Annotated in this window: 14 protein-coding genes; 8 read left to right on the forward strand and 6 right to left on the reverse strand. The window is 70.6% G+C overall.

Translation table 11 applies throughout. From position 1 onward, the window contains the following. Positions 1-29 precede the first annotated feature (29 nt). Positions 30-269, forward strand: coding sequence for a DUF2530 domain-containing protein (locus tag AB0I43_RS26520; RefSeq protein WP_356975115.1), 240 nt, complete (start codon positions 30-32; stop codon positions 267-269). Here the strand turns inward: AB0I43_RS26520 and AB0I43_RS26525 are convergent. Then, positions 266-2,320, reverse strand: coding sequence for a neutral/alkaline ceramidase (locus tag AB0I43_RS26525; protein WP_356975113.1), 2,055 nt, complete (start codon positions 2,318-2,320; stop codon positions 266-268). The genes AB0I43_RS26520 and AB0I43_RS26525 overlap by 4 nt on opposite strands. Positions 2,321-2,448: 128 nt before the next feature. Here AB0I43_RS26525 and AB0I43_RS26530 point away from each other — a divergent pair, with 128 nt between their 5' ends. After that, positions 2,449-3,069: a TetR/AcrR family transcriptional regulator gene (locus AB0I43_RS26530; protein WP_356975111.1), complete on the forward strand. Its 621-nt coding sequence runs from the start codon at positions 2,449-2,451 to the stop codon at positions 3,067-3,069. Between the two features lie 2 nt (positions 3,070-3,071). Here AB0I43_RS26530 and AB0I43_RS26535 read toward each other — a convergent pair whose 3' ends face one another. Beyond that, positions 3,072-6,182 (reverse strand): ATP-binding protein, encoded by a 3,111-nt coding sequence (locus AB0I43_RS26535; protein ID WP_356975110.1) that lies wholly within the window; start codon positions 6,180-6,182, stop codon positions 3,072-3,074. Then, the gene (locus AB0I43_RS26540; protein WP_356975108.1) at positions 6,179-7,852 is read right to left on the reverse strand and encodes a DUF3027 domain-containing protein; all 1,674 of its coding nucleotides are present in this window, start codon (positions 7,850-7,852) and stop codon (positions 6,179-6,181) included. The genes AB0I43_RS26535 and AB0I43_RS26540 overlap by 4 nt, the downstream gene beginning before the upstream one ends. 47 nt (positions 7,853-7,899) lie before the next feature. Between AB0I43_RS26540 and AB0I43_RS26545 the strand changes: the two genes are divergently transcribed. The 3 genes from AB0I43_RS26545 to AB0I43_RS26555 are packed head-to-tail and all read left to right on the forward strand — an operon-like array spanning position 7,900 to position 11,081. Continuing rightward, the gene (locus AB0I43_RS26545; protein WP_356975106.1) at positions 7,900-8,673 is read left to right on the forward strand and encodes a glutaminyl-peptide cyclotransferase; all 774 of its coding nucleotides are present in this window, start codon (positions 7,900-7,902) and stop codon (positions 8,671-8,673) included. A 58-nt stretch (positions 8,674-8,731) separates the two neighbouring features. Continuing rightward, complete coding sequence (locus tag AB0I43_RS26550; protein ID WP_357432745.1) at positions 8,732-10,498, forward strand: MFS transporter; 1,767 nt, start codon at positions 8,732-8,734, stop codon at positions 10,496-10,498. Further along, positions 10,491-11,081 carry a DUF2771 domain-containing protein gene (locus AB0I43_RS26555; RefSeq protein WP_356975102.1) on the forward strand — a complete coding sequence of 197 codons (591 nt, stop codon included), beginning with the start codon at positions 10,491-10,493 and terminating at the stop codon, positions 11,079-11,081. Before AB0I43_RS26550 ends, AB0I43_RS26555 begins: the two co-directional genes overlap by 8 nt. Here the strand turns inward: AB0I43_RS26555 and AB0I43_RS26560 are convergent. After that, a complete protein-coding gene (locus tag AB0I43_RS26560; protein ID WP_357432746.1) occupies positions 11,068-11,847 on the reverse strand; it encodes an alpha/beta hydrolase in 780 nt (259 codons plus the stop codon). The two genes, AB0I43_RS26555 and AB0I43_RS26560, sit on opposite strands and share 14 nt — an antisense overlap. Before the next feature lie 48 nt (positions 11,848-11,895). Between AB0I43_RS26560 and AB0I43_RS26565 the strand changes: the two genes are divergently transcribed. Then, on the forward strand, positions 11,896-12,243 hold the full coding sequence (locus AB0I43_RS26565) for a MerR family transcriptional regulator (protein ID WP_357432747.1): 348 nt from the start codon (positions 11,896-11,898) through the stop codon (positions 12,241-12,243). Positions 12,244-12,294: 51 nt separating this feature from the next. Here AB0I43_RS26565 and AB0I43_RS26570 read toward each other — a convergent pair whose 3' ends face one another. Continuing rightward, positions 12,295-12,720: a cold-shock protein gene (locus tag AB0I43_RS26570; protein WP_356975281.1), complete on the reverse strand. Its 426-nt coding sequence runs from the start codon at positions 12,718-12,720 to the stop codon at positions 12,295-12,297. 157 nt (positions 12,721-12,877) lie between these two features. Between AB0I43_RS26570 and AB0I43_RS26575 the strand changes: the two genes are divergently transcribed. Both AB0I43_RS26575 and AB0I43_RS26580 read left to right on the forward strand, forming a co-directional pair. Further along, on the forward strand, positions 12,878-13,108 hold the full coding sequence (locus AB0I43_RS26575; RefSeq protein WP_357432748.1) for a hypothetical protein: 231 nt from the start codon (positions 12,878-12,880) through the stop codon (positions 13,106-13,108). 384 nt (positions 13,109-13,492) lie between these two features. Next, complete coding sequence (locus AB0I43_RS26580) at positions 13,493-14,110, forward strand: resuscitation-promoting factor Rpf1 domain-containing protein (RefSeq protein WP_356975094.1); 618 nt, start codon at positions 13,493-13,495, stop codon at positions 14,108-14,110. Positions 14,111-14,231: 121 nt separating this feature from the next. On the opposite strand, the gene AB0I43_RS26585 is transcribed toward AB0I43_RS26580, so the two are convergent. Then, positions 14,232-14,420, reverse strand: coding sequence for a hypothetical protein (locus tag AB0I43_RS26585; RefSeq protein WP_356975092.1), 189 nt, complete (start codon positions 14,418-14,420; stop codon positions 14,232-14,234). Positions 14,421-14,586: the final 166 nt, after the last annotated feature.

Raw genomic sequence — 14,586 nt, forward strand, 5'->3', positions numbered from 1 at the left:
CGGGCGACGGGTGGGCCTAGGCTTGGCCGGTGACTCAGCAAGTGCCGCAGATCCCGCCGCGCTTCACCGATCCACGCCCTGTGCTGGCGGTCGGTAGCGCCCTGTGGCTGATCGCCACCGTCGTCGTGTGGACCAGTGGGGACCGCTGGGAGTCACTGCGGCCGGTGTGCCTGATGGGGCTGGCGGTCGGGTTGCTCGGCACCACCATCTTCCTGATCCAGCGCCGGGGCGCGCGCCGCGGTGACAAGGGCGCGCAGACCGGGCTCTAGCCGAGCGTGAACTCGGCGCTGGTCCCGGTGAAGGGACGCAGTGCGCCGTCCGCGGCCAAGCTGTCCGCGAAGTGCACGAACCGGTAGGTGCCCGCGGCCTCGGCGGGAGCATCCCAGGTGAAGCGGGCCACGGATTCGGCACTGCCGCGTTTGCTCCAGTGGTAGCGCACCGCCCATTCGCCCTCGTTGGCCACCCGCGCCCAGCCGCCCGCGCCGTCGCGGCGCTGCACCTCCAGGAAGGTGCCGTTGCGGCGCGGATTGTGTTTCGGATGCGCGGAGACGAATTCGACCTCGACCCGGGCCCCGCGCGGGTAGGCCGGGGCGGGCTGGGTGAGCACGTCGCCGAACGCGCGCCCGGCCGGGGCGGCGTCCGGGCCGGGCGCCGGAACGAAATTGGGCTGCATCGCCGAGACGTCACGCGGCGCGGGACCCCGGCCGATCGGCTGCCGGGCCGCGAAAGCCGTTGCCAAGCGGGTGAATTCCTGCAGGTAGGCGGGCAGGGTGTAGCGGCCGAACAGCGTCGAGCCGCCCTCGTACTGCTGGGCGTCGTATTCCTCGGGGGTGGTGACGTATTCGTGGTAGGTGTTCGCGTAGCCCTGCATGAGCACCTGCTCCACCGGCACGCCCAGCGCCGCGGCCACCGCCCGGCGGACGCGCAGCCCGGACATGATGGTGAACTCGCCGCCGGCGGCGGCCAGGTACAGCTCCCCGATCCGCATGATCTGGATCGGCACCACGCTGGGCACCCAGGCCGCCGGCGGCAGCAGCCCGAGCGGCGCCACGATCGCCTTGGGGGCCTGGGCGTCGGCGAGCCAGCTCGGCGTGGGCTGCCGGGGGTCGCCGAGGGCGTCCACGAAGGGGTTGCGCACGCCCTCGGGGATCGGGACGCCGGGTAGGCCGGGCCCGTCCTCGACGCTGCCCGCGATCAGCGCGACACCGGCGGCGGCCGGCGAGGTGCGTCCGGGCTGCCCGTCGGGGGTGAAGCGGCCGTCGACGGCGATGTCGGCCAGGTCGATGTAGCAGAGCAGCGCGTCGACCGCGCCCTCGATCGGCCGCGCCTGCGCCAGCGCCGTTTTCGAGGCCAGGTACTGACGTTCGCCGATGATGCGGGTGTTCTCGAACTCGTCCTCGGTGGGCCCGGAGGTGGGGCGCAGGTTCAGGTTCGGTGACATGTCACCGGCGTTGGTCTGCGCGAACGCGGCCACGAAATCCGGGGCGCCGTCCAGGTATCGGACCCCGCGCTCGGTGTGCTCGTGCGCGAACGCGGCGTAACCCTTGTTGTCGGAGCTGATCAAGCGATTCTTGTTGCTCATCGAGGTGTTGTGCGTGGCGAACCAGGTGATCGCGCCGACCTGCTTGCCGCCCTTGCTGATCGAGAGCGCGGTCACCGCCGGGTCGATGGCGGTGGGCGGGAAGTACGCGCGGTCGGCGGCCGGATTGCGATCGAAGGCCACCCGCGACCGGTTGACGCTCGCGTCGTGCAGTTCGCCGCGCCCCAGCGCCAGCGTGCCGGGGCTCAGGTCGGCGTGCGCGGCGGCGACGGCCTCCACGATGCCGGCGACCTCGGCGTCGTAAACCTGTTGCTGGAAGCCCAGAATCGCGAGGTTGTAGGCGTAGTCGTGGCTGGATCCGCCGCAGGTGGCGTGCGAGTGGGTCGAGGTGAGCAGCACGTTCTGCTCGGTGTAGAGATCACCGAAACGGCTTGCGAGCTCCAGCATTACACCGCGATGCACGGATCCGAAGATCATGCCGTTGTCGGCCACCACGAACGCCACCCGCTTATCGCCGGCGGCGACGATGTAGGCGCGCACCCTGGGGCGCAGGTGAATTCCCGCCGTGGTCTGCTCCAGCTGGGAGTAGCCCATCATGCCGCACTCGGCGGCCGGACCGGTGATGTCGGAGATGCCGAGGCCGACGAGGTAACCGCCACCGGGGTCGGCCGCGGCGGTGGCGCCTCGGACCCCGGGCACGCCGCCGGTCGCCGCGACGGCGGCCAGGGCGGCCGACCCCGCCACGGTTCCAGCGAGAACGGACCTGCGCGACAACGACATACGGGTACTCCTTAGTGCTCCGAAGGCAGCGAACCACAGAGTTGGACGCACGTCCAGTGCAAGTTTTTATCGCCAGCGAATTGACTGCACGCGCCACGGGCGCTTAACTCCCTGGGGTGTCCTCCCGATTGAGCGTCGAAGAACGACGGGCCCACCTTATCGAGGCGGCTATTGGGCTAGCCGAGAAAAAGGGCGTTGCCGGTGTGACCACGCGTGATGTGGCACAGGCAGCAGGGGTCTCGCTCGGTGTGGTGCATTACTGTTTCGAAAATAAGGATGCGCTGATGACCGAGCTGGTCAAGGCGCTGTCGATGGAATTGCGCGATTCTGTCGACGCCAATGAAACGGTGTGGCAAGACGTCGGAAGTGGAAAAGAAGCGCTTCAAAAATTGGTGCGCGCGGCACTCGAACTCATGTGGCTCAACATTGAAGCCACACCCGAGCGGCAACTACTCACCTACGAAACCACTACTTACGCGCTGCGGGAAGGTGAGCAAACCCCCGCGAAACTCGCAATCGCGCGCGAACAGTACGCGTTCAACGACGCCACCGTCGCCGACATCCTCGATCACGCCCGCGACGCCACGGCCACCCAGTGGACGGTCCCGGTGCAGTCGCTGAGCCGGTTCCTGCTCGAAGTCATCGACGGCATGGTGCTGCGGTGGCTCGTCGACAACGACAGCGCCGCGGTGCGCACCCAGCTCGATCTGCTCAGCGAAATGCTCACCGGGTACGCGACGCCGCGCTGAACTCAGCGCACCTCGGGCAGCCGCAGGTGCGTCGTCTCCCCCTCGCGCCACCAGGGCACCTCGACGGTGCCCTGGGCGGCGCCGTCCAGCCGCACGCGCAGCTCGTCGTGCAGCACCAGATCACCGTTTCGCGTTGGCAGCGTGAACATTTCCCGCAGCACCGCGCCCAGCGGCGCAGCCGCCCAGGTCGTGCGGCGCCCCGGGCCCAGCACCTCGGCGCGCACCGCCTCGGAAGCGCGCGGCAGATCCAGCAGGGTCGCCAGCGCGGCGGCGTGCTCGGTGTCGCCGAAGACCACGCGCTCGGGCGGCAGCGCGAAGGCGAACCAGGGCTGGTCCAGGACCACGGCGTCCGCCGGGTCGATCACCGCGCCGGACAGGGCTCGCACCCGCGGCGGGAGCTCCAGCTCGGCCACCTCTAGGCGGCCGGCGGTAACGGCGGCGGCCAGTCGGCCGTGGGTACGTGAAATCGTTTCGGGGGCGGGGGTTTTCGCGGGATCGGCGAGGGCTTCGAGCAGGGCGGCGGCCAGCTCGGGCGGCATCGCCGCCGGGTCCGCGAAGACCGCGCGCAGCGCGTCGAGATCGGTCGGGGCGAAGCCCTCGAACGCGAATTCGTGCAGCAGACCGGCGAATTCGGTGTCGTCCGGGTGGCGCAGCAAGCCCAGCGGAGTGCCGTCGATGTGCGCGTGGCGGCGCAGCCACCAGGCCGTGTAGCCGTCGCGGTCCCGCAGCAGGCGGCGGGTGGCGGGCTCGGAAACCAACTGGTGCAACGCATCCGGCCAGGCGATCTCGTCGACCAGGTCCAGATCGCGGACCGCGCGCAACTCCGGCGGATCGGACGCCAGGCCCGCCCACCACTGCTCCTCGTCGTCGAGGTCGTGATCGGGGCCGGTCGGGTCCGCTTCGGTGACGATGGCGAAATCCCAGCCCACGCCGATCGCCCGCAACGCCTCGGCGTCATAGGCTTCGGCGAAAGCCTTGTCCAGGGTGCCGAACGGGGCATCTTCGACCAGCAGCGGGTACAGCGGGGCGTCCGGCAGCAGCAGCTCGTCGGCGGGGCGCGATTCGCCTGCGCTGTCCGGCAATTCGAGCATGCCCAGCCAGGGCGGCAGCAAGGCCGGATTCGCGTGCGAGGCCAGCCGCAGTACCGCGTCGACGATGTCCGCGTCGTCCGGATGGTCTTCCAGTTCGGCGCGCAGGCCCGGATCGTTCAGCAGGTCCTCGGCCGTCGCCGAGCGGGCGCCCAGGCGGGCCAGCAGCGGGTGGGCGGCCACGGGGTGGGCCAGGCGGGACCAGTGCACCGGAATCGGTTCGGCGAGTTGGTCGTCCAGGACGACGGTGCGCGGGCCGGTCACCACACGGCCGTCGGCCAGCGGGACCGCCAGCGCGCCGAGTTCCTCCGCCGAGAGCGGGTCCACCACGAAGGGTTCCAGAGCGGTGTACAGGCGGTGCCACCAGTGCGGGCCGCGTTCCAGGCCGCCCGAGACCTCCGCCAGGCGCGCCAGACCCAGACGGGGCACGTCCAGGACGTTCAGGGCCTCCGAGTGGGCGCGGTCGGACAATTCGGGGATCACCAAGGGGCCGATGACGTCGTCCAGGAGGTCGGCCAAGTCCTGGGTGAGGCCGGTGAAGACGGTGGCGCGGGTGGGTACGGCGGTGTCACCGGAAGGCTCGGGCCGCAGGTGCGGATCGTCGAGCAGTGGGTTTGTCGGTGGAACGTGCGCCATGGGGTCCGGGGCCGTGGTGTATCCGGTTGTGCCGGTGCTCGCCGCCTGATCGAGATCGCCCCGGCCCGAATCGGATCCGAGTGTCGCCGCGCCCGGGCCTGGTGCTCGATCGAGGTCGGCCAACGGGGCGGCGGATTCACGCGTCGCGACGGCTGCGCTTTGACTCCGTGCGCGATCGGCTGCGGGATCGTCCCAACCCGAGCCGGATTCGAGCGGGGTGTCCGTGGTGGTTGCGGGGTTGGTGACGATCGGCAGCCAGGAGTGGGTGCGGAGTTGCTCGATCAGGGCTTCGCGGAGGAGGCCGTCGACCTCGCTGCGGGCGAAACCTGGGCGTGGGACCAGGACCAGGCGGTCGGCGGGTGGGAGGGCGCGGGCGAAATCGGCGTATCCGGCGGCTAATTCGGCGACGCGGGCTCCGGGCAGGAGCCGGCGGCGGTCCGGCTGCATGGGGATGGTGGCGATGAGGATCGCGGGCAGGGACAGTTCCTCGTCGGATCTGGTCGGGGCGCGCAGCACATCCTCGCCCGCCGGGACCGGCCTGCCCGCACGCACCGGCAGCAACCAGCGCGCTCGAGTCGTGGTGAACTGCCACCAGATCCGGCGGTCGAACCCCGGGCCATCGATCCGCAGCTCTTGCAGGCCGTTCCCGAGTTCGGTGCGCGCGCTGACGATCTCGTCGTCCTCGATCCGGATGCCGTGCAGTGCGGGAAGTTCCAGCAGGAGATCGGCGGCCTCGGCACGCATACCCGCCAGCAGGGCCGCCGTGTCCACGTCCGCGCGCAGCCGCAACACCACCTCGGTGTCCGCGCCCGGTTCGGGGGCGGTGTCGAGAGGCCAGGCCAACCGCAGAGCCGGAGGGGCGAATTGCCGCGCGCCGTCCGGTGGCGGACTCGGCGCGGTGCCGCCGGTCGGCCCGCTCTGCTCGGCGCCGACGTTCGGGAGGCGAATTCCGTTGTCGTGCAGGGCGGCCGAGGTCAGATCGCGGGAGAAGTGCAGTGAGCCCGTGGTAGAGCGCACTTCGAGGTCGTCGCTGACCGAGAGGACGGCGGTGAAGCCGACGCCGAAGCGGCCGACGGTGGCGTCGTCCTTGCCCGAGGCACGCAGCGCGGTCAGGGCGTGCACGCCGGCGAGATCCAGCGGCGCGCCCGTGTTGCTGACGTGCAGGGTGCGCCCGGCCAGCCGCACGGTCATGCGCCCGGGCACACCGGCCTTCGCCGCGGCGTCGGCGGCGTTCTGCGCCAGCTCGGTCAGCAGCCGGTCACGGTAACCGGCCCGCACCAGATCCGCCTCGGTGGCCGCGTCCTCCCGCAGCCGCGTCGGCGAATCACGCCAGGCCGCAAGAACTCCCGCACGCAACCGCCCGGTATCGAACGGATCCGCGGCACTCACCGGTGCGATGACCCGGACTCCGACTCCGCGAGCCCCGCCGCCCCGAGCATCTCGACCTGCTCGGCCGCGACAACCTCACCGCGACTATCCGCCACATAGGTCACCGGCTCCTCCGCCGCTTCCGAAGCTTCCTCCGCGACGACATGCGCGTCCACCGTCTCGGCCCCGGACGCCTCCGCCCGCACCGCGACCTCCCCCTTCGCCCGCACACTCACCGCCGCAGACGCCTCCGCCTGCCCCACACCATTCTGGGCAGCAGCCTCAGGCGCTCCGTGAGGCTCAGCCCCACCTCCGCTGACACCGGACTCGGCCGCAGCAGTCCCCTGCCCGCTCGGAGCCTCGGCATCGACCTCGGGAGCAGCCTCCGCGATATCAGCAGCGGTCTCCGCCGCAGCCGCAACAACCTTGTCCGCCCCACTCGGCTGCTCGGCCGGAGCCCCGCCCCCGGGCGTGGATTCCGCGATATCAGCAGCGGTCTCCGTTACGGACGCAACGGATTCGGTGCCGGGCTCCGCCGTATTCGGCTGCACAGCAGCCACTGCGTCGCCGCTCGCCTGGCCCACCGACGCGACCGCCTCGTCAGCCGAGGTATTGCCTGATGCTGCGGCGGTGCCATCAGCCGCCGCCCCTTCCGAGGCGTCGACCTGGGGTGCGGACTCCGCGATATCGGCAGCGGTTTCCGTCCCGGGCGCAGCAGCTTCAGCCGTGCTCCGCTGCGCGGCGGCGCTGCCGGTGGCCACGGTGCCGTCGCTGGCCGGTGCGGTTTCCGTGGCGGGAGCGGCCACCGCGCTCGACTGAGCCCCGGCAGGATCGGTGCCTTCCTGATCGGCCGACACCTCCGGCGCGGCCTCCGCGATGTCGGCGGCGGTTTCAGCCTTGACCGCAGCAGCGGATCCGGACTCCGTGGCGACTGTGGCCGTAGTCACAGAGGTTTCCGCGTCCGGCGTGCGGAGCGACTCGGCGGGGATGACGTCGTAGGCGGCGTCGTCGTAGGCCTCGTAGAGGGGGGAGCCGTTGCCGGAGGGGGCTTCGACGTCGGAGTGGGCGCCGCAGCCGTATTCGGTGTGGACTACGCGGCCGTCGGCGCCCATGGCGTTGGCGCAGACGCCGAAGGCGGCGCGGAGGGCGCCGGCCAGAGGCAGGTAGAAGCCGCAGAGGCCGCAGGTGGAGGGGGCCGCCTTGGCCATGTCGGTGTCGGGGCCGTGCTCGAGGTACCAGCGGTCGGCGGCTTCGGCGCGACCCTCCAGGCTGAGCACCTGGGTGCGGCCGAGGCCGACCTCGTAGGCCACCTCGTCGACGACCGGGTCGCCGGTGACGACGTAGCCGGGGACCAGGCGCGGGTCGTTCGCGGGCGGGGCGAGCAGATCGCCGGGCGCCAGATCGCCGGGGCGGACACGCTGATCCCACGGGACGAATTCGGGGGCGACCAGGGCATCGGGGCCCGGCAGCAGCGCCGACTCGCTGACCGTCACATAGTCGGCTCCCGGGGGCGCCGCCACCACGACCGCCCACTGCCAGCCGCGATAGCCGCCCAGGGTGGCCTCGAAACGATGGGTCGCCGCGCTCTCGTCCTCGGCGGACACGCCGAGATGGCTGCCGACCGCCGACGGTTCCAGCTCCAAGAGCGCACGGCGGGCCACGTCCACGGCATCGGCCAGCAGGGGCCTCACGCCGGGCTCCGAAACACTTACTGCGCTCACGGCCTACATTTTGCCGTATGAAACGCAATCCGCGTTCGTTGGCCGTCACTGTTCTGTTCTCTCTGCTCGCGATGAGCAGCTGCGGCGGCGGGGACGGCGAGCCGATCCGGCTGCGCGTCGAGGTCCTGAACACCCGCGCGCACGACCCGCGGGCGTTCACCCAGGGCCTCGAGGTGCACGACGGCGTGCTCTACGAGAGCACCGGTCTCACCGGCGCCTCCTGGGTGCGCGCCAGCGACCTGGCGACCGGCGCGGAGCTCGCGCACGCGACGGTTCCCGGCGATTTCTTCGGCGAGGGCATCACCCGGGCGGGCAGCACGCTGTGGCAGCTGACCTGGAAGGAGCGCACCGCCTACGCCCGCGACCCGGACAGTCTCGCGGTGCGCGGGCAAGCCACCTACGACGGTGAGGGCTGGGGCCTGTGCACCCGGGCCGGTCGACTGGTGATGAGCAACGGCACCGGCACGCTGACCTTCCGCGACCCGGCGAGTTTCGCGGTGACCGGCTCGGTCGACCTGCGCGGCTACCGCGGCGCGCGGCTCAACGAACTGGATTGCGCGCCGGACGGATCGGTCTACGCGAACAACTATCCGACCGACCAGATTCTCCGCATCGATCCGGACTCCGGGCGTGTCCTGGCGGTGATCGACGCGCGCGGACTGCTCGGCCCGGCCGAGCGCGCCGACGCCGATGTTCTCAACGGCATCGCTCACCTGCCCGGCACCGACCGTTTCCTGATCACCGGCAAGTACTGGCCGACGATCTTCGAGGTGCGTTTCGTGCCGATGTGAGGCATCGAACCGGGCGGCCTGGAAGCCGCGCCGTTGCCGATCAGTCAGAATTGAGCGTGTGACTACTCCTCGTGATCCCACCGGTCCCGACCGTGGTCCCTGGGATGGCGCGGAGGAACCACCGATCCATCGGCACCCCGGGTTCGACCAGTATCCGCCGCCGGACCGGCGGGCCCCGCTGCCGCCGCTGAGTTCCGAACTCGGTGGTCATCCCGGTAAACGCGCCCCGCGCAAGGTCTTTCCGCGCGCCGACCCGCCCGCGCCGCCGACACGTCCGCTGCCGGACACGCGCCCGGCCACGCGCCCGCTCACCGAACCGCGCGCCCTCCCGACCGACCACACGCCGCCGCCGGAACCGCCCACCGAGCAGATCCCACCGGGCCAGCAGCGGGTCCCGCGCAAGCTCACCGTCACTCGCGTCGCGGTGATGCGCGGGCGCGAGCTGACCGAGAAGGGCTTCGCCACCTTCCAGCGCGCGGCCAAGGCCGACGGCGCCGACAAGTCCGGCCTGACCGCGCTCACCTACGCCACGATGACGAACTTCGCCCTGGACGCGGCGATCGCGGTGGCCCTGGCCAACACCCTGTTCTTCGCCAGCGCGACCGCCGAGAGCAAATCCAAGGTGGCGCTCTACCTGCTGATCACCATCGCCCCGTTCGCGGTGATCGCGCCGCTGATCGGCCCGCTGCTGGATCGCCTGCAACGCGGCCGCCGGCTGGCGCTGGCGACCTCGTTCGCGGTGCGCGCGGTGGTCGCGGTGGTGCTGATCTTCCAGTTCGACAATGTCGCGCTGTATCCGCTGGCGTTGTGCATGATGATCGGCAGCAAGTCCTTCGCGGTGCTCAAGAGCGCGGTGACGCCCCGGGTACTGCCACCGGAGATCGACCTGGTGCGCACCAATTCCCGGCTCACCGTCTTCGGTCTGGTCGGCGGCACCATCGGCGCGGGCGCGCTGGCCGCGCTGGCGGCCTATATCGCGGGTTCGGACGGCGCGCTGGTGCTGGCCGTGCTGATCGCGGTGGCGGGCACCTATCTGAGTCTGCGCATCCCGAGCTGGGTGGAGGTCACCGAGGGCGAGGTGCCCACGACCCTCGGCTATCACGGCGAGCAGGCCCGCACCGAGGAACTGCACGAGGTCCCCGACGTCCCCGCGCGGCGGCGGCGCCAGCCGCTGGGCCGCTCGGTGGTGACCGGGCTCTGGGGCAACAGCGCGATCCGGGTGCTGACCGGCTTCCTCACCTTCTATGTGGCCTTCGTCGCCAAGGCCACCGAGCATCGCCCGGTGCAGCAGGCCACCATGCTCGCGATCGTCGGCGCGGCCGCGGCGATCGGCAACTTCACCGGCAACGCCACCGGCGCCCGGCTCAAGCTGGGCCGCCCGTCACTGATCGTGGTGGGCTGCACCGCGGCCTGCACGGTGGTCGCGATCTTCGCGATCATCGCCGACAACCTGCTGGGCGCGGCCATCGCCACGCTGATCGCCTCGGCGGCGAGCGCGCTGGCGAAGGTGTCGCTGGACGCGGCCATCCAGGACGACCTGCCGCCGGAGTCGATCGCCTCCGGTTTCGGCCGGTCGGAGACGGTGCTGCAGCTGTCCTGGGTGATCGGCGGCGCCGCCGGGGTGCTGCTGCCCACGGAGTGGTGGAAAGGGTTCGCGGTGGTCTCGGCAATACTCGTCGTGGGTCTGACCCAGACCTACCTCAGTTACCGCGGCCACACCCTGCTGCCCTTCATGAGCGGCAACCGGCCGCAGCACGTCGAGCAGAAGGTGCCCGGCAAGACCACGTTCATCCCCCGACCGACTGGAGATCCCCTCAGTGAGTGAGCGACGCAGGCTCAGTGGACGCACCATTCTCGCCTTGCTCGCGGTGGCCGCGGTGGTCGTCGTCGGCGTCGCGGCGGTGGTGACCGTCGCCGCGATCCGCAACGCGCCGAAGCAGGCGCCCGAGCTCACCGCCTACGCGCACGGGACCACCGTCGACGTCACGCCGTTCGCCTACTGCGCGAAGACGATGCGGGACTGCCGGGTGCTGCCGCAGAGCGCGACCGACATCGCGGGCACCGTCTTCGAGGGGCTGCCCTGCGAGTCGTCCGGGTGCGAGAAGGGCCGGACCGTGTCGCTCGAGGTGCCCACGGGCTACCCGTTGCAGCTGTCGCTGCCCGCGCAGATCGTGGACGCCCCGTGGGTGGCGCAGATCCTGTACGCCACCGAGGACAACCAGCTGGTGCCCGCCGAACTGAGCTACAACAAGTATCCGAAGGGCACCCGCGCCATCACGATCGATTCACAGCCGGTTCCCGAACTGCGCCTGATCGGCGTGGAGTTGCAGCTGCTGATCCCGGCGCGGGACGAGACCGGTCGCGAGTTCTACGTGCCGCACGCCGCCTGGTCCATCAACGCGATGTGAGCTCCGGCAGGAAATCGAGCACGGCCGCGTGCCACGGTTCGGGCTGTTCGGCCATGACGACGTGCCCGCCCGGAAGTTCGAGGTACCGGGCCCCCGGGATCGCCGCCGCCTGTGCGCGCGCGTTGGCCGGATCGACCAGCAGGTCGCCCGCCAGCCCGATGACCAGCGTCGGCACCGTGACGCGCGGTAGGTCCGCGGTGACGTCCACCGTGGCGGCCAGCGCGGCCTGAGCGGCGGTGCCGCCCGGGACGGTCGCGGCCATCTGCTCCAGCAGACCGGGAAGTCGTTCGGCCGGAATGGCGTTCACGAAGTCCGCGCCGAACCCGCTCAGCAGCGTGACTCGGGCGAACGAGGCCCGGTCCCCGGCGGCCAGCAACCGCTGCCACAGTTCGAGATTGGCGCGGGCCCGGTTGTCCACCCGTGCGAATCCGGCGGTGAGCACCAAGCGGCGCACCCGATCCGGGTGCCGGGCCGCCGCGCGGACGGCGACCGCCGTGCCGAGCGAGTAGCCGATCATCGTGAACTCCGCCGCGCCCGCCGCGACGGCCGCCTCGACCAGCGCGTCCGCGAGCGAATCGATGTCAAGAGGCGTGTCGTCGCCGGGGTAGTCGGAGCCGATGACGGTGTGATGTTCGGCCAGCAGCGGGATCAGCGCGCCGAAGTTGGCGTCGATCCCGCCACCGGCGCCGTGCGCGAGCACGACCGCGGGGCCGGAACCGGTGATCGTGGTGGCGAGTGTCGGAGCGGGACCGGAAATGTTTGGCATGGCGGCGACGTTAGGGATTCACATGGGTGTGAACGTCAAGGCCGGCGTGTGGCAGGTCACATGCTGATCGGCGAGTTGTCCCGGCGCACGGGCGTGCCCACCCGCCTCCTGCGCTACTACGAGGAGCAGGGATTGCTGGTCCCCCAGCGCGATTCGAACGACTACCGGATCTACGACGACCGCGCCCCGGCGACGGTGCTGCGGATCCGGGAGCTGCTGGGCACCGGCCTGTCCACCCGCGCCATCCGCGAACTGCTGCCGTGCGCCACCGAGGTCGGCATCCAGGGCTGTGCGCGATCCCGCGCGGTGCTCGCCGAAGGGCTGTCCCGGATCGACGAACGGATCCAGGACCTCACCCGGCGCCGCAGCGCGCTGATCGACATACCCCTCACCTAGGCGAAAGGAGCCCGGCCGCGGGGCCGAGCTCCTTTACCGAGGCGCGGGGTTCTAGTGGTCGAGCTCACGGGCGACGGCCCGGACGACCTCCGAGATGCGCTGTGCCATCTTGCGATCCGGGTACTTGCCCTTGCGCAGATCCGGCTGCACCTTCGTCTCCAGCAGGGTGATCATGTCTTCGACCATGCCGTGCAGCTCGTCGGGCGTGCGGCGCGGTGCGGCCGGATCCTTGCGGGGGCCGCGCTCGCGCTCCTGGCCCTGGCGCACGGAGGGCGGGGCCTCCAGCAGCTTCAGGCTCAGCGCCTGCGGGCCGCGGCGGCCGGCGGCCATGCCGAATTCGACGCGCTGCCCCGGCTTGAGGGATTCGATGCCCTGCGGCAGCGCCGAGCTCCGGACGTAGACGTCCTCCCCCTCATCCTGGGAAAGGAAGCCGAAGCCCTTTTCGACGTCGTACCACTTCACCCTGCCGGTCGGCACTGCGCTCACCCGTTCATCATCGACACTCGGAACCCCAACGGCCCGAGCAAATTTTCTGCTTGCGAAAAGAACGCGCCCCACAAGCTTGCAGGACGCGACTGCCCCCGAGTCTACCCCGGTGGGTATGCCCCGGGCACACCAGTTTTACGGTCGACTTGTGACGAACCCTTCCGCCCCGCAGCCGTCGCGTCCGCGCCGCGACGGGTTTCTGTATGTCGTGCTCGGACTGTTCGCGCTCGGGTTGCTGGCGATCATCGCCATCTTCCTGACCCCGATCCTCAGCGACAGCACTCCAGGGCTGTGGCTGTACCTGATCGCGATGCTCGCACCGCTCGGTTTCATTCTCGGTCTGGGCTACGCCCTGTGGTCGGGCCGACGCGCCAGGTGAGGTACCCGAGCCCTCCGTTACCGAACCCTGGATGTGATCCTGATCACATCACGGACCGATAACGGGGCGGCATCGAACCGTTACAGGGCGGTGCGAGCGGCTTCTAGCTGCGCAGAAGCACTTTCACGCCACCGCACCCCCTGCGGAGACCTTCGCAAACGCGCCGGTTACCAAATAGTGATTTTTCGCGGCGATCGTCGTACCGTCTATTCCAGCCGGGGCACCCCGGCACCACCGGCCCGCCGCACCGAGCCTCACCCCGCGGGTACCGGACCCCGACTGGAACAGGGGTGAGGGCGGGACGGACGACCTCTCAGTCCGTTTCCGAGCGCTGGATCTTATTAGAGACGCCTCGCAGGTGCGGACGAGAGGAAGACACCGGATATGAGTGGACGCCATCGCAAGCCGACCTCCACCGGCCGCACCGTAGCCAAGGTCGCCGTCACCGGCGCCATCTTCGGCACCGCGGGCGTGGCCCTGGCCGGAAACGCCAGCGCGGCACCCGACTCCGACTGGGATCGCCTCGCACAGTGCGAAGCCGGCGGCAACTGGGGCATCAACACCGGCAACGGTTTCCAGGGCGGCTTGCAGTTCTCCCCGAGCACCTGGAAGGCCCACGGCGGCCAGGAATACGCACCCGCCGCGCACCAGGCCAGCCGCGAAGAGCAGATCGCCGTCGCCGAGAAGGTGCTCGCCTCGCAGGGCTGGGGCGCATGGCCCTCCTGCTCCTCCTCGCTCGGCCTGCGCAGCGCGCCGACCCCGCGTGAGGTCCCCGCCGAGCCGTCCCTCCCGAAGTGGGCTCCGACCCAGGTGCAGGCCCCCGATACGCACCAGGAGATCTACCAGGCCGTCGACCGCGCCGTCGCGCTGGTGCAGCAGCAGGGCGTGCAGATCCCGCAGCCCGCGCTCGATTTCTTCAACGCCGCCAAGGGCAACGGAGTCAAGCTCGATCCGGCCATCGTGAACTTCTACGAGGCGAACAAGGGTCTGCTCCCCTCCTGACCCGTTCGTCGACGAACAAGGCCCCCGCGTCACTGCCGATGCGGGGGCCTTGTCGTGTCCGGAACCCGGCTGCGCCGGGTGGGGGCCCGCGCCAGGGCGCGGGCCGTTTCCGATCCGAAAGTCAGCGGTTGATCACCGTATGCGGGTGCATGTACGGCAGCTGCTCGACCGGGACCGGAAACTCGGTGTCCTCGCCGAACGGCGAGAGCCCACCGGAGCGGGTCGACGACAGTTCGGTGACGGCGTGGTCACCCTCGGCCAGCTTCGGCCAGCCATTGTCGACATACGGTTTCTTCGATTTGTTCACCACGGCCACATGCTAGCTGGAACGCCCCGGGCAGCGCACGGCCTGTGGCGCGTTCCTCGCGAACCGGCGGGCAGTATCCGATCCGCACTGCTCACCGGGCCCGGCGTGGTCACGCTGCGCTACCGCCTCCGGGCCCTGAGCTCGCACCGCAACGACCCAGCACCGTAGG

Source organism: Nocardia sp. NPDC050435, from assembly GCF_040655395.1.
Taxonomy (GTDB): Bacteria; Actinomycetota; Actinomycetes; order Mycobacteriales; family Mycobacteriaceae; genus Nocardia.